This is a genomic window from Pseudomonas sp. 65/3-MNA-CIBAN-0223, assembly GCF_040310425.1.
Classification (GTDB): domain Bacteria; phylum Pseudomonadota; class Gammaproteobacteria; order Pseudomonadales; family Pseudomonadaceae; genus Aquipseudomonas; species Aquipseudomonas gregormendelii.
In genome coordinates this window covers 23,259-41,671 of record NZ_JBEOPV010000015.1, presented here as the reverse complement: position 1 = coordinate 41,671, position 18,413 = coordinate 23,259, and the positions used below count along the sequence as shown (strand labels likewise).

Below are 18,413 nucleotides of genomic sequence, written 5' to 3'. Positions count from 1 at the left end.
CTATAGCTGAGGGAACCTGCACGGTGGTTTTTTGGCCTGAAGGCCCAAAGATCACAGGCCGGCTCTGATCGTCCAGGTGATTGCTGTACGATTGTCGACCTGACTTCACAAGGTGCCCCCCATGAGCGAGCCGATTCGTCTGACCCAATACAGCCACGGCGCAGGATGCGGCTGCAAGATTTCCCCCCAGGTGCTGGAAGTGATCCTGGCAGGCAGCGGGGCGCAGAACCTGGACCCGAATCTGTGGGTCGGCAATGCCTCGCGTGATGATGCGGCGGTCTATGCCATCGACGAAGAACGTGGGGTGGTCTCGACCACCGACTTCTTCATGCCGATCGTCGATGACCCGTTCGACTTCGGTCGCATCGCCGCCACCAACGCCATCAGCGACATCTACGCCATGGGCGGCGATCCGCTGATGGCAATCGCCATTCTCGGCTGGCCGGTCAACGTGCTGGCCCCGGAAATCGCCCGGGAGGTGATTCGTGGCGGTCGCTCGATCTGTGATGAAGCAGGCATTCCCTTGGCCGGCGGGCACTCCATCGACGCGCCCGAGCCGATTTTCGGCCTGGCCGTGACCGGGCTGGTGGAAAAACGCCACATGAAACGCAACGACACCGCGACCGCCGGATGCCTGTTGTACCTCACCAAACCCCTGGGGATCGGCATCCTCACCACCGCCGAGAAAAAGGGCAAGTTGCGCCATGCCGATATCGGCCTGGCCCGCGACTGGATGTGCACCCTGAACAAGCCTGGCAGCCGTTTCGGCAAGCTTGAGGGCGTGACCGCGATGACCGACGTCACCGGGTTCGGCCTGCTCGGGCACCTGGTGGAAATGGCCGACGGCAGCCACCTGACCGCGCGTATCGAGTACGACCGCGTGCCGCGCCTGGCCGGTGTTGAGTATTACCTTGAGCAGGGTTGTGTCCCAGGCGGCACCCTGCGCAATTTCGACAGCTATGCCAGCAAACTGGGACGTCTGCAGGAACTGCACAAGCGTGTGCTGTGCGACCCGCAAACCAGCGGCGGCCTGCTGATAGCGGTCACTCCGGCAGGCAACCCGCAGTTTCTGAGCGTGGCCGCCGAACTGGGACTGACCCTTGAGCCCATCGGTGAGCTGGTTGAGCGACAGACCCACGCGGTCGAGGTGTTCTGATGCCAATCGACTGCACCGACTACCGCGCCATTTTCCTCAACGACCGACCCATGCTCGATGCTCGTGCACCGGTGGAATTCGCCAAGGGCTCGTTTCCCGGCGTGGTCAACCTGCCGCTGATGAATGACCACGAGCGCCAGCGCATCGGCACCTGCTACAAGCAGCACGGGCAGGAGGCAGCGATCACCCTCGGGCACCAACTGGTGTCCGGTGCGATCAAGGCCGAACGTATCCAGGCCTGGGCCGATTTTGCCCGGGCCCATCCTGAAGGTTATCTGTACTGTTTTCGCGGTGGCTTGCGCTCGCAGCTTGTGCAGCAGTGGCTCAAGGACGAGGCGGGCATCGAGTACCCACGAGTCGGTGGCGGCTACAAGGCCATGCGCTCGTTCCTGCTGGACACGGTCGACCAGGCAGTGACGCAGTGTGATTTCGTGTTGCTGGGCGGCATGACCGGTACCGGCAAGACCGAGGTGCTCACGCAGTTGAGCAACGGTCTGGACCTGGAAGGCCATGCCAATCACCGCGGCTCCAGTTTCGGCAAACGCGCCACTGACCAGCCCTCCAACATCGATTTTGAAAACCGCCTGGCCGTGGACATCTTGAAAAAACGTGCGGTTGGCATCGAGCGCTTCGTATTGGAAGACGAGAGCCGCACGGTCGGCAGCTGCGCCTTGCCGCTGCCGTTGTTCCAGGGCATGCAGCAGTATCCGATGGTCTGGCTGGAAGACAGCCTGCAAGGGCGGGTCGAGCGGATCCTGCGCGATTACGTGGTAGACCTGTGCGCGGAATTCATCACTGTGCATGGCGAAGTCGGGTTTGCGCTGTTCTCCGAGCGGTTGCTGGAAAGCCTCAATAATGTGCAAAAACGCCTGGGTGGCGAACGGCACCGGCGCATGCTGCTGTTGATGGAGGATGCGTTGGCGGAACAGGCACGCAGCGGCTCGGTGGACCTGCACCGGGCCTGGATCGAGGGCTTGTTGAGCGAGTATTACGACCCGATGTATGCGTTTCAGCGCGAGAAAAAGGGCGCGCGAATCGAGTTTGCCGGGGAGCGGGATGCGGTGCTCGAGTATCTGCTGGCGCGTGCTGTTCAGCGGGGGTGATGTTGCCCGCGATGGCGCCCTCACGGGCGCCACAAAATCTACAGCAAAGCAGCCCCAATCAACCCGCTAACCACACCAATCCCCATGGTCATCAGCGCCACACTCACCAGCACCCTCGCATCGAAATCCTTGCGCAGCATCAGCAGCGACGGCAGGCTGATGCTCGGCAGGGTCATCAGCAGCGCAACGGCGGGGGCGGTGCCCATGCCGAGGGTCATCATGGTTTGCACGATGGGGATTTCCGCTGCCGTTGGAATCACGAACAAAGTGCCGATGATCGCCAACGGCACCAGCCACATCAGGCTGTTGGCCGTGGCCCCATCGATGTGCGGAAACACCCAGACCCGCACTGCGCCGAGCACCAGCACTGCCAGGATGTAAATCGGGATAGTGCTCCAGAACAGTTGCCAGAGCGTGCGGCCCCAGCGCACCAGGAACGGTTGCACATCCACCGTGCTCGCTTCACTCACTGCTTCCACAGCCGCTTCAGGCAGCACCTGAGGGCCGGACATGCGCTGCGCCACCCAGGACACGCCAAACACCAGCACGATACCCGCCACCAGGCGCAGCGCCGTAAAGCCCCAGCCCAGCACGAAGCCCATGAACACCAGCGTGGCCGGGTTGAGCACCGGATTGCCGATCCAGAACGCCAGCGCGGCGCCGACTGACACATTGGAGCGACGCATGCTGGCCGCTACCGGTGCCGCGCAGCATGAACACATCATGCCCGGCAGGGCGAACAGGCCGCCGCGCAAGGTCGAGGCAAAACCGGCGCGGCCGAACAGGCGAAGCAGCCAGTCGCGGGGGATCAACACCTGCAGCAACGAGCCGAGAATCACTGCCAGCACTGCAGCTTTCCAGATCGCCAGGAAATACACCTTGGCATAGGTCAGTGCAGCGGCCAGGGGAGCGGTCTGGGCGTCGTTGAGGATGGAGGCGCCGATGCTGTGGTTGTCAGCGGCGAGGAAAGCCTTGGCGTAGTAGGGCGACCATTTGACGTAATACAGGCCAATACAGGCGACCAGGACAAAAAGCGCAGGTTTCCACCAGAACGACCAGCCCCTGGAGGGGGCAACTGTGGATGAGAGTGACATGGGGAGGTTCCGGGGCAAGAAGGACAGGGTTCATGATAGCCCAGCTCCTCCTCCCGGCGCAGGCACTTACGTTGGGCAGGTCTCGCGACCGTTATCCAGGCCTTGCTTGTAGGTGTGGCTTTCCAGGCTGGCCTTGCCGTTGTGCCAGGTCAGGGTCAGCACATACAACGAGTCGTAATCGCTCGATTCCCAGTCTTCGGTAATCTTCTGCTTCTTGCCCAGGGCGTCGCCCGCCACCTTGTTGATCAGCTCAGGCAGGTAGCCATGGGACCAGGCGGTGTAGATGACCGAGTTGTGGTACTTGTCATGGAGCAGTTCGTCGGCCAGGTCGCTGGTATCGTTGGCCGAGAAGTTGATGTTCACCGGCAGGCCGAGCTTGATCGCACTCGGGCTGATGGTCATCAGGGGACGGATGTAGCTGTAGGAGTTATCCAGCTCGCCTTCCTCGACATTGCGGGTCGGGTTGGCCGCAAACACATAGTCGGCCTTGCCGAATTTTTCCGGGAGCAGGGTCGCCAGGTCAATGGCGCGATTGAGGCCCTGGCAGTTGAGCTGGCCCAGGCCGCCCTCGGGTTTTTCCGCATGGCGCAGGAACACCAGGGTCTGGGTACCGTCAGCGGGCTGGGCGCGGCTTTCACTGGATTCCAGCGACAGGAACACCGCACTGGTGGCGAGCAGTGCCGGCAGAAAAAGATAGGCGCGATGCTTGAAGCGATTGGCAAATTTCAAGAATTTCATCGAATAAGGGGTTCTTCAGCGCATTCGGTTAAGGCTGACAAACCTTTACACCGCGAGCTTCCAGCGTCGGGTGATTTCCATGTCGTTGAGCCGGTCCGTTTCCGAAGGGGCAAGGATCAGAGTGCCTGAAGCCCATTTGGTTCGATCCCGACAGGTGCGCCGCACTCTACCGGGATGCTTTCTCGGATGTAGGAAAAGTTACCGACAGGATGTTACAACTTGTCGTCGCAGCTGCCGGAGGCTGCGATCTTTTGCTCTTGATGTTCAGCAACCTTGAAAAATCAGGATCACGATCAAAAGATCGCAGCCTTCGGCAGCCCCTACGGATTATGATCGGCTTACATCTTCCTTTGGATGCTCCCATGACTGATTTGTCCGCGTTCCCCATCACGCAAAAATGGCCGGCCCAGTACCCTGAATGGATCCAGCTGTATTCCCTGCCGACACCCAATGGGGTCAAGGTCTCGATCATGCTCGAAGAGATCGGACTGCCCTACGAGCCCCATCGCGTCAGCTTCGAAACCAATGACCAACTGTCCCCGGAGTTCATTTCGCTGAGCTCTAACAACAAGATTCCGGCGATCCTCGATCCCCATGGTCCGGCCGATCAACCCTTGGCGCTGTTCGAGTCCGGGGCGATTCTGATCTACCTCGCCGACAAGAGCGGGCAGTTACTGGCCCAGGAATCGGCGGCACGCTACGAGACGCTCCAGTGGCTGATGTTCCAGATGGGAGGCATCGGGCCGATGTTCGGCCAGCTCGGCTTCTTCAATAAATTCGCCGGCAAGGACTACGAGGACAAACGCCCACTGAGTCGTTATGTGGACGAAAGCAAGCGCCTGCTCAAGGTGCTCGATACCCGGCTGCAAGGGCGGGACTGGATCATGGGCGATCGCTACACCATTGCCGACATCGCCACGTTCCCCTGGGTGCGCAACCTGATCGGCTTCTATGAAGCGGGCGACCTGGTAGGCATCAACGACTTCAAAAACGTGACGCGGGTGCTTGAGCGCTTCCTGGCGCGGCCGGCAGTCATGCGCGGGCTGGAAATTCCGAAGTAGTCCATTCAACAAGACCAGGGAAAGGCCATGCATTCATTTGATTTCAAGCAGGTAGATGTGTTCAGCCGCAGCCCGCTCAAGGGCAATCCGCTGGCGGTGGTGTTCGCTGCTGATGAACTGAGCGACGAGCGGATGGCGGCGTTTGCCGCCTGGACCAACCTCAGCGAGACCACCTTCATCCTCCAGCCCCGTGACCCGCGGGCCGACTACCGGGTGCGGATCTTCACCACGCTCAAGGAGCTGCCATTCGCCGGTCATCCGACCCTGGGGACTTGTCATGCCTGGCTGGAAGCCGGCGGCGTGCCCATGGCCGAGGAGGTGATTCAGGAGTGCGGAGTCGGGCTGGTGCGTATTCGTCGCCAGGGCGCGGAGCTGGCTTTCCTGGCGCCGCCGCTGATCAGGACCGGGCCGGTGGATGCCGGGATTGTAGAACGGGTGCGTCTGGGGTTGGGCCTGGAGCGCGGCGCGATCCTGCGCAGTCAGTGGGTCGATAATGGCGCCGGCTGGCTGGCGGTGATGCTGGCGGATCGCCGGCAGGTGCTGGACCTGCAGCCCGACCATGCGCAAATGCTCGGCCTCGCGGTCGGGGTCGTTGCGCCTTGGCAGCCGGCACGCGATGGCGATGCCGCGCAGTTCGAAGTGCGTGCATTTATCAGCGGCGACGGCATGCCTGAAGACCCGGCCACCGGCAGCCTGAATGCCGGGCTGGCGCAGTGGCTACTCATGGAAGGGCTGGCACCGCCGAGCTATGTGGTCAGCCAGGGTGTGACCATGGGTCGCGCCGGGCGAATCCAGGTCGAGCAAGTGGGCGACGAAATCTGGGTCGGCGGCCCCGTGGTGACCTGTATCAGCGGCACTTTGACCCTCTAGACCGACCGTGCCGTCTGGTGATTATTGCCGGACCGGTAACGCACTCTTGGTCAACAAGCGTTTGTGCGGTACGCCGCACAACGCATAAGCTTTCGCCCCCTACGACTTTTGTCTTGTCCCAGGAACCTCCATGTCCAGTCAGTTCCCCGAAGCACGTCCACGCCGTCTGCGCCGCAATGCGAGCCTGCGCAGCCTGTTCCAGGAAACCGAGTTCAGTCTCGATGACCTGGTGCTGCCGATCTTCGTCGAGGAAGAAATCGACGACTTCGTGCCGATCAAGAGCATGCCGGGCGTGATGCGCATTCCCGAATCGAAACTTGCCGGCGAGATCGAGCGCTACGCCCGTGCCGGCATCCGTTCGGTGATGACGTTCGGCGTGTCCCACCACCTGGACAGCAACGGCAGCGATACCTGGAACGAAAACGGGCTGGTGTCGCGCATGTCGCGCATCGCCAAGGATGCAGTGCCGGACATGATCGTGATGTCCGACACCTGCTTCTGCGAGTACACCGACCACGGCCACTGCGGGGTCATGCACAATCATGAAGTCGACAACGATCAGACCCTGGTCAACCTCGGCCGGCAGGCCGTTGCCGCAGCCCAGGCCGGTGCCGATGTGATCGCTCCTTCCGCGGCGATGGACGGGCAGGTCCAGGCGATTCGCCGGGCGCTGGATGCCGCCGGTTTCACCCACACGCCGATCATGGCCTATTCGACCAAGTTCGCTTCGGCGCTTTATGGCCCGTTTCGTGAAGCCGGTGGCAGTGCCCTCAAGGGCGATCGCAAGAGCTACCAGATGAACCCGATGAACCGCCGCGAAGCGGTGCGCGAGTCGTTGCTGGACGAGCAGGAAGGCGCGGATGCGCTGATGGTCAAGCCGGCCGGCGCGTACCTGGACATCATCCGCGACATCCGCGAGGCTTCGCGCCTGCCGCTGGCGGCGTACCAGGTCAGCGGCGAATACGCGATGATCAAGTTCGGCGCCCAGGCCGGGGCCATTGACGAAGACCGGGTGGTCCGCGAAAGCCTTGGGGCGATCAAACGCGCCGGTGCCGATCTGATTTTCACTTACTTCGCGATGGACCTGGCGCTGGCCGGGATCTAACCAACAGCAACCTGCCTGTGGCAGCGGCAAGCCCGCTCCCACATGTTTGTTGTGTGGGGTGTCAGGGGTTGGTGAAAAACGTACGAATCGCGTGATCACGGAAATAGCGTTCGATCACCTTCGGATCCGAGCTGTTCTCGGCGATCGCCACATAGGTATCCGGTCGTAACAGGTAGAACCCGTTACGTCCAAGGCCCGCCGCTTCGAACGCAGGCCGCCAGGCAAATACCTGCAACGGCAGGTGATGCTCCAGGCACCAGGCGATCATTTCGTCGCTGGTGTCGCCATACACATGCACCTGCCAGACCGGCTGCTTGAGCGATTCATAATTGTCGCCTTCGCCATCGTGCGCCCAAGGCAGTCGATCCCCGCCATGGACATGCCCGGCTACGCCTGCACTCAATGCCATCGTCCGGTAATTCAGAGTGATCTGCGAAACCGTGCGAAACAGAAATTCGCGGGATGTTTCGAACGCGGCCATTTTCGGAATGAGCAACGGCGCCAGGCGGGTGCGCAGCAGGTCGGCCATGGGGCCTTGGGCGGTGACCAAACTGAATACCCGGTCGGTGGTGGCGACCAGTTTGCGGGCAAAAGCGATGCGTTCCGGTTCATAACTGTCGAGCAACCGCGTTTCGGCACCGCCACTCAACACGGCGGCGAGTTTCCACGCCAGGTTGATGGCGTCACCGATCCCGGTGTTCATGCCCTGGCCGCCGACCGGACTGTGGACGTGGGCGGCGTCCCCCAGCAGAAACGCGCGACCGGTGCGAAAGTGATCCGCCACCCGATGATGCACGCGGTAGGTCGAGAACCAGTTCACCCGCTCGATCTGCACGTTCATGCTCTGGATCGCGTGATTGCTGACATCCTCGAACCGCAGGTTTTCCGACTGTTCGGCGCGCTCATCGCGCATTGTGCCGATCAGACGCGCGCGACCTTGCTCGGCCATGGGAAACACCGCAAGGAAGTCGGCCTCATCCAGGTCCACGTGCAATTCACCATTGAGGGCCTCGCCGCTGGCATGCACATCGGCCACGTAGAAAATCTGCTGGTAGGTGCCGCCGGGAAAATCGGTATCGAGGGCCTTGCGCACGATCGATCGGGCGCCATCACACCCGGCCAGGTAACACGCCTGGCAAATTTCCTGCTGGCCGTCCGGCAAGCGCAATTGCGCACTGACGCCGTCGCCGGTTTCCTCGAAACTTTCAAGTTCGGTACTGCGTTCAACCTTGATTCCAAAGGCTTCGAGGCGGGTTATCAATAGTCGCTCGTGCTGGTCCTGGGGATATATTTCCAGGAAAGAGTAGGGCGTGAGGCCTTCGCCGACGGCCGTCAGGGGCAAGCGCGCGACAGGCCCGCCCTTGACCCAGAAATTCGCCGCGGCAACGCGATGACCGCTCTGCACCACGGCGTCGGCGAGGTCGAGCTGGCGATACAGTTCAAGGGTGCGCGCCTGCACCGCCAACGCCCGGGAGGTCGTGCCGGGCGCCGAGGTCTTGTCGATGATCCGCACCCGAATCCCCAGTTTGCTCAACCACAGCGCCAGTACCAGTCCAGTGGGGCCGGCGCCGACAATCAGCACATCGCTTCGATTCATGGGGCTGGTCTCCTCGCCGTGTTGCTCAAGTATGGTCCAGCTCGAAACCGCGTCCAGACGGCCTGCCCAACGGAAAAAGCCCTCTGGTAAAAGCATGCCTGCTGGGGACGGCGTTCCGATCAAAAGATCGCAGCCTCGTTTCTCTCGACAGCTCCTACCCGGATTGCATGCAGATCCCGCGCAAATCAGACCCGGTTTAGGCGGGGGAACAGTTAGCGGCGGCAAGAGTCATAGCCTGCGCCATGCCATTGATCGTATGGTTAACCGTCCCGAAGAATCTGATGGAACACCATGCAAGCCAATCGATTGATCACAAGCGTCACCGCGCTACTGGTACTCGCCGGTTGCGCCACGCAAAGGACACCGGAACCGCCTGCGCGCAAGCCCGCAGAGGTCAAGGCTGAACTGGTGCGCCTGTTGCCGGCAAAAACAGCCGATCGCCAGGGCTGGGCCACGGACATCTATGCCGCATTCGCCGCGCAGGGCATTTATCCGAGCACGCAAAACCTCTGCTCGGTGCTCGCCGTCACCGAGCAGGAGTCGACGTTCCAAGTGGACCCGCCAGTGCCCGGGCTAGGCAAGATCGCCCGTGAAGAAATCGACCGCCGGGCCGCCAAGGTGCATATCCCCCGCCTGCTGGTCAGTGGCGCGCTGCAGGTCAACTCGCCCAACGGCAAGAGCTACAGCACGCGGCTCAATGCCGCACGCAGTGAAAAGGAGCTAAGCGCGATCTTCGATGATTTCATCGGCATGGTACCAATGGGGCAGACGCTGTTCGGCGGATTCAACCCGGTGCATACCGGTGGGCCGATGCAGGTCAGCATCGATTTCGCCGAACAGCATGCGCGACAGTACCCGTATCCGGTCGAGGGCACGATTCGCCGTGAAGTGTTCACTCGTCGCGGCGGCATGTATTTCGGCATCGCCCACCTGCTGGGTTACCCGGTGAGCTACGAACAGCCCCTGTACCGCTTTGCCGATTTCAACGCCGGCTGGTACGCCAGTCGCAATGCAGCCTTTCAGAATGCCGTAAGTCGCGCATCTGGCATCCCGCTGGCGCTGGACGGTGATCTGGTGCGCTACGACGCAATCATGCCGGGCACCACCGAGCTGGCCGTGCGCAGCCTTGGCAAGCAACTGGACATGCGCAATCCGACCATCCGCGCTCAACTGGACAAGGGTAAGAGCCTGGAGTTCGAGGAAACGAAACTGTATCAGCGGGTGTTCGAATTGGCGGAGCAGGCTGAAGGCCGGTCATTGCCCCGGGCGGTATTGCCGGGAATCGTTCTGCAAAGCCCGAAAATTACCCGAAAACTCACCACCGCCTGGTTCGCCAAGCGGGTGGATGAGCGCTATCAGCGTTGCATGGCCCGAGCCCGCTGAGCGGGCCCAGGCCTCAGTGGGAGCGGGCGTTTGTTTGCATCAGACGGCCCAGGGTAAATTCAATCAAATGACCTTCACTGCCCGGCCGATGAACTGAATCGGCCCGGTCGGCTTGCCGATTGGCGAGCCATTGGGGTTCTCCAGGGTCAGCTCGAACAGTTGATCAGGAACCAGTGGCGGCAGTTTATCCAGCGGCACCGACAGGGTTTGCCCCGGTTTGACCAGACCCAGGGATACCGGCCCTTGCCAACCGTCTGCCTTGGTCCAGAATTCCAGCGCCTTGTCGGCTGGAACTTCAACCACCCCCAGCGGAATCAATTGCAGCTCCCTTGGGTTGCTCGCCTGGACGACCCAGCCCGGCGCCTTGTCCTGAGGGCCGACCAACACCACCAGGTAGGTCGGCTTGGCCGTGGTCTGCGTCAACAGCAATGCACCGAGCAGCAGGCTGGCCGCCAGCCCGGCACCGGCCAGCCCGCGCCATAAGGGCAGCAGGTTCCACCAGGAGGGCGCGCGCGCGGCAGGTAACCGGTGCTTGGGCTCCAGGACCTGCACACTGCGCTCAATTCGCGGCCACAATTGGGTAGAAGGAAGCACCGGCTCGACGAGGTCGGTCAAGCCGAGCAGGCGACGTTCCCAGCTGTCGACCGCCGTGCGCAACTCGGCGTCGTCCTCCAGGCGCAGGCGCACCTGAGCTCGCAACTCGCCCGAGAGCGTGCCCAGTACATACTCGCTGGCCAGTTCGTCGCGCTCTTCAGGGGTTTCGTTCAAAGGTCTGCTGATCATCCCATGCACTCCCGCAACGCCGTCAGGCTGCGCTTGATCCAGGCTTTGACCGTGCCCAGCGGGGTGCCGAGCTTGTGTGATATCTCGGCGTGGGAATAACCGTCGACGTACGCATGCACGATGCAAGTGCGCCGTGCCGGTTCCAATTGCTCCAGGCAGTGATGGATGCGTCCGGAATCGGCCTGGTCATCGAAAGCTTCGGTAACGTCCGGCACTTCGGTCTCGTCGTGGCTTTCGCGCCGATGGTCGCGCAGGAAATTCAACGCCAGGTGCCGCGTTACGCTGTACATCCAGCCCCGCGCCGAACCTCGCGCGGGATCGAATCGCGCGGCACCGTTCCAGATTTTCAGAAATGCATCGTGGACAATATCTTCGGCCAGCGCGGTGTCGCGTACCAGGCGCTTGGCCACGCCCAGCAGGCGCGAACTCTCCTGCACGTATAAATCGCGCAAGGCCTGCCGATCGCCTCGCCCGCAGGCGGCCAGATGTGCTTCGTAATCGAATAAGGGTTCGGGCAAGGACACTGTGCTCAGCCATTGTTGGGACCTGGCATGCAATCTAGCAAACAAACATACCCCCTGTAGGCGCAAGGCTTGCCCGCGATGGTTTTCTATCAGCAAATGTTGTGTCTGCTGACCGAAAGCCATCGAGGGCAAGCCTTGCTGCCACAGCTGCCACAGCTGCCACAGCTGCTACAGCTGCTACAGCTGCTACAGCTGTTCCAGGTAACAGAAATTGCAGGTGTCCCAGATCACAGGTCATGCATGTGTTCCAGAATATTGCAGTATTCCAGGCGTCTATTAGAGATTAGAGATGGGGGCCGGAATCAGCTGGCGGCCCAGAAAATGTAATCCGCCTGGTACTTCACCACTTCCTGCTTGCCCTTGTTGGCGGAGGTGCATTCGGTACCCGGTGCCACGCCGCCCTTAAGGGCCACGCGCTGGATGTAGCTCACGCCGCTCATCGCGCCTTTGCCTTCGGCCGGATTGGCCTTGACCAACTGGTACGGCAGGTTACCCGGTGTCGATGGTGCGACGGCCAGTTGGGTACCGGTGACCTTCGAGCCGTCCTTCGCCTGCCAGGTGGCCGGCGGGCCGAAATAGGTGCCGACCTGTTTGCCGCTGCGATCGTTAAGCACCGCTTTGGGCCCCACGAAAACCCACTCGGTCATGCCGGCGGCGTTGGCCTTGTCGCGGCACTCATAGGTGATCTCGCCGACCCCGGTGGTCTCCATCGCTACCTTGTGCCCGTCCGGCACCTTGATGCTGTCGGGCAACCCGGTCTGGGCGAAGGCGGCGGTAGTGGTGGCAAGCAAACCGGCAAGGCACATCAGCTGTTTGGCGTTCATTGATAGCACTCCGAAAGTGGGTAATCCGCTGTGCAGCATCAGCGCTGCTACAGGTACTACCCGCCACCGGGCGATTTGGATGCAGAGGCGAAAAAAGAAATTTTTCCGCAGGAGCCGAGTCAGCTGCTACAAAGAGAGAACTGCAAAGGAGGTGTGTATGTACCAGCTCTACGGACACAGGAACTCCGGCGCTGCGGCGATTGAGGCGGCGTTGGAACTCTGCGAGATTCCCTATCGTTTTATCGATGTCGAGGCCTCACCAGAGTCGGCGCAGGCCCTGGAGAAACTCAATCCGCTGAAGCAGATACCAACCCTGCAATTGCCCGACGGCAGCGTCCTGACCGAGAGCGCCGCGATCCTCATCCACCTGGGGCTGACCTTTCCCCAGTCGAACCTGCTGCCGGATGACGTCGCCGAACGCGATCAGGCCATTCGCGGCCTGGCGTTCATTGTCAGCAATTGTTATGCGGCGATCGGCATCATCGACTACCCCGAGCGCTGGCTGGACGAGTCGGATGAGAAGTCCCGACAGAACCTCATGGCCGGCGCGCGCCAGCGCCTGCACTGGAGTTGGGAGGTGTTCGCCGACCAGTTTTCCGGCGAGTTGTACCTGGGCGACGAGGCGCCAGGCGCTCTGGACGTTCTGGCCGCCGTGGTCAGTCGCTGGGCGGGTAGCCGCGAACATCTGCGCATCACCCGGCCAGGATTTTATGCGTGGCTGGAGCGAATCGATCGGCATCCGACATTGGCACCGGTGTTTGCCCGGCATTGGCCAACGTGAACAATACTGTGGGAGCGCGCCTGCTTGCGATGGAATGTCAGATCCAATGAGGTCGACTGACACTCCATCGCGAGCAGGATCACCCACGGTGGGAACCCAAACTATTCGCCGCGAATGTACTGCTCCAGCTGCCGAATGAGCTCGGCCTGTTCGGCAATGGCTTCCTTGACCAGGTCGCCGATCGACAGCAGGCCGATCAGCTTGCCGTTCTCGACCACAGGCAAGTGACGCAGCCGTTTATCGGACATGATGCCCAGACAGGTGTCCACGGTCTGGTGGGTGTCCACGGTGATCACTTGCGAGACCATGATGTCGCGCACCGGCGTACCCACCGAGGAACGACCATGCAACACCAGTTTGCGCGCGTAATCCCGTTCGCTGATGATCCCCAGCACCTGGTCATTTTCCACCACGAGCAGGGCGCCGACGTTCTTCTCGGCCATCTTCATCAACGCTTCTAGCACCATGTGGTCGGGCTTGATCTGGTGCACTTCCTGGTTCTTCTGATCTTTCAACTTGAGCAGTTGGGCGACGGTTTTCATGGTGGGTACTCTGGTGTTGTCGTTGTTCTAGAAGAATCATAGACCCGGGCGTTGAGGGCAAGACGCAAAGCGGCGGATATCATGCAAAAAACGTCATTTGGCTGTTTTTTTATACATTTTCCCATTCCAACTCCACATAACCTCGCTGGCTCGGCAGCTGTGACGAGGATACGCGTAGAATCCCCACCTGAATCGTTATCGAGGCTGCACTGGTGGATCTACAGCAGGGTTTTGTCCTGACCCGGCATTGGCGTGACACCCCGGCCGGTACGGAAGTCGAGTTCTGGCTGGCGACCGACAACGGTCCCCGGCGCATTCGCCTGCCCCATCAACCGTCGGTGGCGTTCATTCCCGCCGAACAGCGGGAACAGGCAGAGCAGGTGCTACAGGGTGAAAAAAACGTCGAGCTACGGCCCCTGGCGCTGCTGGACTTCGAGCATCGCCCGGTGCTCGGCCTGTACTGTCAGCTGCACGGCCAGTTGATGCGCCTGGAAACCGCCCTGCGCAAGGTCGGCGTCGAGATGTTCGAAGCCGATGTGCGACCGCCCGAACGCTACATGATGGAGCGCTTCATCACCGCACCGGTGGTCTTCGGTGGCACGCCGAATGCCGAAGGACTGGTGCTCGACGCGCAGATGAAAGCTGATCCGGCTTACCGGCCCACGCTCAGGCTGGTGTCCCTGGATATCGAAACCACCGCCCGGGGCGAGCTTTACTCGATTGCGCTGCAAGGGTGTGGCGAGCGTCAGGTGTACATGCTTGGTCCGCCCAACGGTGACGACAGCGAGGTGGACTTCCAACTTGAATACTGCGAGTCACGCACCCTGTTGCTGAAGAAACTCAACGAATGGTTTGCCCGTTTCGACCCGGACGCGATCATCGGCTGGAACGTCGTGCAGTTCGACCTGCGGGTGCTCCACGAGCATGCCCGGCGCCTGGCGGTGCCGCTCAAGCTGGGGCGTGGTGGCGAAGAGATGCAGTGGCGTGAACATGGCAGCCGCAATCACTTTTTTGCGGCAGCGGCGGGCCGCTTGATCATCGACGGCATCGAGTCCCTGCGCTCAGCGACCTGGAGTTTCCCCTCGTTCAGCCTGGAGAACGTCGCCCAGACCCTGTTGGGGGAGGGCAAGGCGATCAGCACGCCTTACCAGCGCATGGACGAAATCAACCGCATGTTCGCCGAGGACAAGCCGGCCCTGGCCAAATACAACCTCAAGGACTGCGAATTGGTCACGCGGATTTTCGCCAAAACCGAGCTGTTGACCTTCCTGCTCGAGCGCGCCAGCGTTACAGGTTTGCCGGCGGACCGCAGCGGCGGCTCGGTAGCGGCCTTCACCCACCTTTACATGCCGCTGATGCACCGCCAGGGCTTTGTTGCGCCGAACCTCGGCGGGCGGCCACCGCAAGCCAGTCCTGGCGGTTTTGTCATGGACTCACAGCCGGGGCTCTACGAATCGGTGCTGGTGCTCGACTACAAGAGCCTCTACCCCTCGATCATCCGCACGTTCCTGATCGACCCGGTCGGCCTGATCGAAGGCCTCAAGCACCCGGACGACCACGACTCGGTCCCCGGTTTCCGCGGCGCGCGGTTTTCCAGGACCCGGCATTGCCTGCCAGCGATTGTCTCGCGGGTGGCCGAGGGCCGGGAAACCGCCAAGCGTGAGCACAACGCGCCGCTGTCCCAGGCCCTGAAGATCATCATGAACGCGTTCTACGGCGTGCTCGGGTCCAGCGGCTGCCGGTTCTTCGACACGCGCCTGGCCTCATCGATCACCTTGCGCGGGCACGAGATCATGCTGCGCACTCGTCAGCTGATCGAGGCGCAGGGGCACACGGTGATTTACGGCGATACCGACTCGACCTTCGTCTGGCTGCGTCGGGCCCATGGCCAGGAAGAAGCCGCGCAGATCGGCAGGGCCCTGGTCGATCACGTGAACCAGTGGTGGCGTGGGCACGTGCAGCAGCAGTATGGGCTGCAAAGCGTGCTTGAACTGCAATATGAAACCCACTACACGCGGTTCCTGATGCCGACCATTCGCGGTGCGGAGGAGGGCAGTAAAAAGCGTTATGCAGGATTGGTCCGCCGTGCCGATGGTACCGACGAGATGGTCTACAAGGGCCTTGAAGCGGTGCGTACCGACTGGTCACTGCTGGCCCGCCAATTCCAGCAGGAACTCTATTCGCTGATATTCCACCGCAAGCCCTATCAGGATTATGTGCGCGACTACGTGCGCAAGACCCTGGCCGGCGAGTTCGACGAGCGCCTCGTCTATCGCAAACGCCTGCGCCGCACCCTCGACGACTATGAGCGCAACGTGCCTCCACATGTGCGGGCGGCGCGCATCGCCGATGCCTACAACGACCAGCAGGGCCGGCCTCGGCAGTACCAGAACGGCGGCTGGATCAGTTACCTGATCACCGTAGCCGGGCCTGAGCCGCTGGAGGTGCGCAGCGCGCCCGTCGACTATGACCATTACGTCACGCGGCAACTGCAACCGATCGCGGACGCCATCCTGCCGTTTGTAGATGACGACTTTTCAACCCTGATTGGAGGGCAACTGGGGCTCTTTTGAGTCCAGTAGCGACAGGGTCCACTCGTCCGGAATGCCGTGGTAGTAACGGTCCATGGCCTGATGGAACAGACTGTCCCCGGGGCTGAACTGCGTAAACAGGGTCATGGAGGAGTGAAACTTCAGGTTGTCGGGGTGACCGAAAATGTCACCGATGGACCGATGCTTGATGTTGAGCACCAATTGAGTACAGGTCCGCAGCCGTGCACCCAGCACTGCATGATCCAGATAGGCCATCGCTTCTGCGGCCGACTGGATAGCGAAGCGCCGCGACATTTCGCTGCCACCCAGTCCGGCGATCTGCGGGAAGATGAACCACATCCAGTGCCGGCGCTTGCAGCCGGCAGCCAGTTCCTCGAGGACGTAGTCGAACACCGGGTCCTGCGCCTGGAGGAAGCGGTCCAGGTTAAAGGAGTCCAGCGGGTCGGTGCTTCTCATGTAGAAGCCCTCTGATGAAACCGATGGCCTAGACCATGGCCAGTCGCTGTTTGCGTTGTGGCGCACGAAACACTTGGTCCAGCGCCTCCAGATCCCCGGGTTCAAGCCGTATGTCGTGTGCTTGGGCATTGAGTTTGACGTGCTCGGGCCGGACCGCCTTGGGGATGGCGATTACCCCGTCCTGCCGCAGAATCCATGCCAGTGCCACCTGCGCCGGTGTCGCGGCGTGACGGGCTGCCACTTGTCCGAGGGTGGCGTGGGCCAGCATATGCCCACCTTGGCCAATGGGACAGTAGGCCATGACGGGCAGCCTCTGTTGCTGGCACCACGGTAGCAGGTCGAATTCGATGCCGCGCGCTTCCAGGTTGTACAGCACCTGATTGGTGGCGCAGGCCGGTGCAGCCAGTTCGTGCAGGTCATCCAGATCAAAATTGGACACCCCCCAGCGGCCGATCTTGCCGGCCTCGCGCAAGCGCTCGAAGGCTTCGACAGTTTCCTCCAGCGGATACTGACCGCGCCAATGCAGCAGATACAGATCGATGTAATCGGTGCGCAGGCGCTTCAGGCTGCGCTCGCACGCCAAGGGAACGCCCTGGCGACTGGCATTGTGCGGGTACACTTTGCTGACCAGGAAGACCTTGTCACGCTGACCCGCGATCGCCTCGCCCACCACTTCCTCTGCTGCGCCTTCGGCGTACATTTCGGCGCTGTCGATCAGGGTCATGCCCAGCTCGATGCCTTGGCGCAAGGCCGCGACTTCGCTGGCGTATTGCGACGAATCCTCGCCCATGCGCCAGGTGCCCTGGCCGATGACCGGTACCTCGACGCCGGCCAATTGCAAAGTGCGCATTCAAACCTCCTGAAAAATCCGCTGGTGTACGTTCGGCAGCATGAACGGCATGAGGTTCATTGCTGCAAGGCTCCAGGCTACCGCAGCCAGTGGACGTTGTTGAGTGGCGCATCCTTCGTGCAGGTTTACGGACCGTCGGCACTGCACTTTTTCAGCATTCGCGGCTCTATCCATGGCCTGCCCGCGGCGATCCCCACCGCCGGCCAATGCCCAAGTCGCAAAATTCATGGCCCAATTGTTGTCCCTCATCACCGCGCACATCCGCGGCCAACGCCGGCTACTCGCCTGCATGGCGCTGCTGTTCGTCACCGGTTGCAGCCAGCAGCAGGGACGGGACGTCATCAGCCAGTTTCGCGAAGGCAAACCCCAGGAATTTCTCCAGACCAGCGTCGACCGCATGGCCACCCTGACCATGCGCGACAACCTCGACAGCCTCTACCTGCTGATGAACAAGCTGTACCTGCGCAACCCCGACGAGCTGAAAAAGTCCGGCTTTCTCGACGCTCGAATCGCCGAAAAACAGGTGCGCATGGCGATCGAGCAACAGCAACCGCTGCCCACCCTGGGGGGCAGAAAGGACCTGGCGGCGCTGAGCTATGCCATGAGTCCGGAGTTCCTCGGCGACCGGGTCGGTGCGTTCATCTATGCCATCGGCAGCATGCTGGTGACTGCCCACGGCGACCGGCTGGAGTTCTACATGACGGATGCGATCAATCCGACCTTCGTCAACAACGCCGCGCGCAACATCGAGAAAGCCACCTGGATCCTCAGTCAGCGGCAGAACCCCCAGGGCGGACCCTTGCTGTTTTCCAACGAGATCTCGGAGGAAGGCAGCAACCTGAGTTTCGCCGTGGAATTCGGCAAGATCGTTGCGCGCCTGGACCTGTTGACCCAGATGCTCGACGAGCGATATCGACGGATCGGCCTGAACTACGCGCAGAGCCTGCTGTTTCTGAATTTTTTACCGGTGCAGTGATCCGAGTCAGTTACAGTG

18 protein-coding genes are annotated in these 18,413 nt (G+C 61.5%); 9 read left to right on the top strand and 9 right to left on the bottom strand.

Features of this window, described 5'->3' with window-relative positions; genetic code table 11:
* Positions 1–121: 121 nt before the first annotated feature.
* On the top strand, positions 122–1,156 hold the full coding sequence (gene selD / locus AAEZ09_RS19075) for a selenide, water dikinase SelD (protein WP_045060944.1): 1,035 nt from the start codon (positions 122–124) through the stop codon (positions 1,154–1,156).
* A complete protein-coding gene (gene mnmH, locus AAEZ09_RS19070) occupies positions 1,156–2,259 on the top strand; it encodes a tRNA 2-selenouridine(34) synthase MnmH (protein WP_350600358.1) in 1,104 nt (367 codons plus the stop codon). Before selD ends, mnmH begins: the two co-directional genes overlap by 1 nt.
* A gap of 38 nt (positions 2,260–2,297) precedes the next feature.
* Here mnmH and AAEZ09_RS19065 read toward each other — a convergent pair whose 3' ends face one another.
* Both AAEZ09_RS19065 and AAEZ09_RS19060 read right to left on the bottom strand, forming a co-directional pair.
* Positions 2,298–3,353 (bottom strand): permease, encoded by a 1,056-nt coding sequence (locus AAEZ09_RS19065; protein ID WP_350600357.1) that lies wholly within the window; start codon positions 3,351–3,353, stop codon positions 2,298–2,300.
* 66 nt (positions 3,354–3,419) lie between these two features.
* Positions 3,420–4,091, bottom strand: coding sequence for a hypothetical protein (locus tag AAEZ09_RS19060; RefSeq protein ID WP_045060947.1), 672 nt, complete (start codon positions 4,089–4,091; stop codon positions 3,420–3,422).
* A 362-nt stretch (positions 4,092–4,453) separates the two neighbouring features.
* Between AAEZ09_RS19060 and AAEZ09_RS19055 the strand changes: the two genes are divergently transcribed.
* The 3 genes from AAEZ09_RS19055 to hemB all read left to right on the top strand — a co-directional run bounded on the left by AAEZ09_RS19055 (position 4,454) and on the right by hemB (position 7,127).
* A complete protein-coding gene (locus AAEZ09_RS19055; protein ID WP_350600355.1) occupies positions 4,454–5,152 on the top strand; it encodes a glutathione binding-like protein in 699 nt (232 codons plus the stop codon).
* A gap of 27 nt (positions 5,153–5,179) precedes the next feature.
* Positions 5,180–6,022 (top strand): PhzF family phenazine biosynthesis protein, encoded by an 843-nt coding sequence (locus tag AAEZ09_RS19050; protein WP_350600354.1) that lies wholly within the window; start codon positions 5,180–5,182, stop codon positions 6,020–6,022.
* A 130-nt stretch (positions 6,023–6,152) separates the two neighbouring features.
* Positions 6,153–7,127, top strand: coding sequence for a porphobilinogen synthase (gene hemB, locus AAEZ09_RS19045; RefSeq protein WP_045060950.1), 975 nt, complete (start codon positions 6,153–6,155; stop codon positions 7,125–7,127).
* Between the two features lie 61 nt (positions 7,128–7,188).
* On the opposite strand, the gene AAEZ09_RS19040 is transcribed toward hemB, so the two are convergent.
* Positions 7,189–8,724, bottom strand: a complete 1,536-nt coding sequence (locus AAEZ09_RS19040; RefSeq protein WP_350600352.1) for an FAD-dependent oxidoreductase — start codon at positions 8,722–8,724, stop codon at positions 7,189–7,191.
* 291 nt (positions 8,725–9,015) lie between these two features.
* Between AAEZ09_RS19040 and AAEZ09_RS19035 the strand changes: the two genes are divergently transcribed.
* Positions 9,016–10,107: a DUF1615 domain-containing protein gene (locus tag AAEZ09_RS19035; protein WP_045060952.1), complete on the top strand. Its 1,092-nt coding sequence runs from the start codon at positions 9,016–9,018 to the stop codon at positions 10,105–10,107.
* Positions 10,108–10,170: 63 nt separating this feature from the next.
* Here the strand turns inward: AAEZ09_RS19035 and AAEZ09_RS19030 are convergent, their stop codons facing one another.
* The 3 genes from AAEZ09_RS19030 to AAEZ09_RS19020 form a co-directional block, all read right to left on the bottom strand.
* The gene (locus tag AAEZ09_RS19030; RefSeq protein ID WP_045060953.1) at positions 10,171–10,890 is read right to left on the bottom strand and encodes an anti-sigma factor; all 720 of its coding nucleotides are present in this window, start codon (positions 10,888–10,890) and stop codon (positions 10,171–10,173) included.
* Complete coding sequence (locus tag AAEZ09_RS19025; RefSeq protein WP_045060954.1) at positions 10,887–11,414, bottom strand: sigma-70 family RNA polymerase sigma factor; 528 nt, start codon at positions 11,412–11,414, stop codon at positions 10,887–10,889. The genes AAEZ09_RS19030 and AAEZ09_RS19025 overlap by 4 nt, the downstream gene beginning before the upstream one ends.
* Before the next feature lie 302 nt (positions 11,415–11,716).
* Positions 11,717–12,238 carry a DUF3455 domain-containing protein gene (locus tag AAEZ09_RS19020; RefSeq protein WP_045060955.1) on the bottom strand — a complete coding sequence of 174 codons (522 nt, stop codon included), beginning with the start codon at positions 12,236–12,238 and terminating at the stop codon, positions 11,717–11,719.
* 157 nt (positions 12,239–12,395) lie between these two features.
* Between AAEZ09_RS19020 and AAEZ09_RS19015 the strand changes: the two genes are divergently transcribed.
* On the top strand, positions 12,396–13,019 hold the full coding sequence (locus AAEZ09_RS19015) for a glutathione S-transferase (RefSeq protein WP_045060956.1): 624 nt from the start codon (positions 12,396–12,398) through the stop codon (positions 13,017–13,019).
* Positions 13,020–13,120: 101 nt separating this feature from the next.
* Here the strand turns inward: AAEZ09_RS19015 and AAEZ09_RS19010 are convergent, their stop codons facing one another.
* A complete protein-coding gene (locus AAEZ09_RS19010; protein WP_045060957.1) occupies positions 13,121–13,561 on the bottom strand; it encodes a CBS domain-containing protein in 441 nt (146 codons plus the stop codon).
* A gap of 212 nt (positions 13,562–13,773) precedes the next feature.
* Between AAEZ09_RS19010 and AAEZ09_RS19005 the strand changes: the two genes are divergently transcribed.
* A complete protein-coding gene (locus tag AAEZ09_RS19005; RefSeq protein ID WP_177328577.1) occupies positions 13,774–16,134 on the top strand; it encodes a DNA polymerase II in 2,361 nt (786 codons plus the stop codon).
* On the opposite strand, the gene AAEZ09_RS19000 is transcribed toward AAEZ09_RS19005, so the two are convergent.
* Together AAEZ09_RS19000 and AAEZ09_RS18995 are read right to left on the bottom strand one after the other, a co-directional pair.
* The gene (locus AAEZ09_RS19000; RefSeq protein WP_045060959.1) at positions 16,099–16,569 is read right to left on the bottom strand and encodes a DUF1810 domain-containing protein; all 471 of its coding nucleotides are present in this window, start codon (positions 16,567–16,569) and stop codon (positions 16,099–16,101) included. The genes AAEZ09_RS19005 and AAEZ09_RS19000 overlap by 36 nt on opposite strands.
* A 28-nt stretch (positions 16,570–16,597) precedes the next feature.
* Positions 16,598–17,419: an aldo/keto reductase gene (locus AAEZ09_RS18995; protein ID WP_350600350.1), complete on the bottom strand. Its 822-nt coding sequence runs from the start codon at positions 17,417–17,419 to the stop codon at positions 16,598–16,600.
* Positions 17,420–17,708: 289 nt separating this feature from the next.
* Between AAEZ09_RS18995 and AAEZ09_RS18990 the strand changes: the two genes are divergently transcribed.
* Entirely contained in the window at positions 17,709–18,395 is a 687-nt protein-coding gene (locus AAEZ09_RS18990) for a hypothetical protein (RefSeq protein ID WP_414704645.1), read from the top strand.
* Positions 18,396–18,413 lie beyond the last annotated feature (18 nt).

Bases quoted from the DNA above. Each gene is read 5' to 3' on its own strand.
- selD (WP_045060944.1), top strand. From the start codon at position 122: ATGAGCGAGCCGATTCGTCTGACCCAATACAGCCACGGCGCAGGATGC.
- mnmH (WP_350600358.1), top strand. From the start codon at position 1,156: ATGCCAATCGACTGCACCGACTACCGCGCCATTTTCCTCAACGACCGA.
- AAEZ09_RS19065 (WP_350600357.1), bottom strand. From the start codon at position 3,353: ATGTCACTCTCATCCACAGTTGCCCCCTCCAGGGGCTGGTCGTTCTGG.
- AAEZ09_RS19060 (WP_045060947.1), bottom strand. From the start codon at position 4,091: ATGAAATTCTTGAAATTTGCCAATCGCTTCAAGCATCGCGCCTATCTT.
- AAEZ09_RS19055 (WP_350600355.1), top strand. From the start codon at position 4,454: ATGACTGATTTGTCCGCGTTCCCCATCACGCAAAAATGGCCGGCCCAG.
- AAEZ09_RS19050 (WP_350600354.1), top strand. From the start codon at position 5,180: ATGCATTCATTTGATTTCAAGCAGGTAGATGTGTTCAGCCGCAGCCCG.
- hemB (WP_045060950.1), top strand. From the start codon at position 6,153: ATGTCCAGTCAGTTCCCCGAAGCACGTCCACGCCGTCTGCGCCGCAAT.
- AAEZ09_RS19040 (WP_350600352.1), bottom strand. From the start codon at position 8,724: ATGAATCGAAGCGATGTGCTGATTGTCGGCGCCGGCCCCACTGGACTG.
- AAEZ09_RS19035 (WP_045060952.1), top strand. From the start codon at position 9,016: ATGCAAGCCAATCGATTGATCACAAGCGTCACCGCGCTACTGGTACTC.
- AAEZ09_RS19030 (WP_045060953.1), bottom strand. From the start codon at position 10,890: ATGATCAGCAGACCTTTGAACGAAACCCCTGAAGAGCGCGACGAACTG.
- AAEZ09_RS19020 (WP_045060955.1), bottom strand. From the start codon at position 12,238: ATGAACGCCAAACAGCTGATGTGCCTTGCCGGTTTGCTTGCCACCACT.
- AAEZ09_RS19015 (WP_045060956.1), top strand. From the start codon at position 12,396: ATGTACCAGCTCTACGGACACAGGAACTCCGGCGCTGCGGCGATTGAG.
- AAEZ09_RS19010 (WP_045060957.1), bottom strand. From the start codon at position 13,561: ATGAAAACCGTCGCCCAACTGCTCAAGTTGAAAGATCAGAAGAACCAG.
- AAEZ09_RS19000 (WP_045060959.1), bottom strand. From the start codon at position 16,569: ATGAGAAGCACCGACCCGCTGGACTCCTTTAACCTGGACCGCTTCCTC.
- AAEZ09_RS18995 (WP_350600350.1), bottom strand. From the start codon at position 17,419: ATGCGCACTTTGCAATTGGCCGGCGTCGAGGTACCGGTCATCGGCCAG.
- AAEZ09_RS18990 (WP_414704645.1), top strand. From the start codon at position 17,709: ATGGCGCTGCTGTTCGTCACCGGTTGCAGCCAGCAGCAGGGACGGGAC.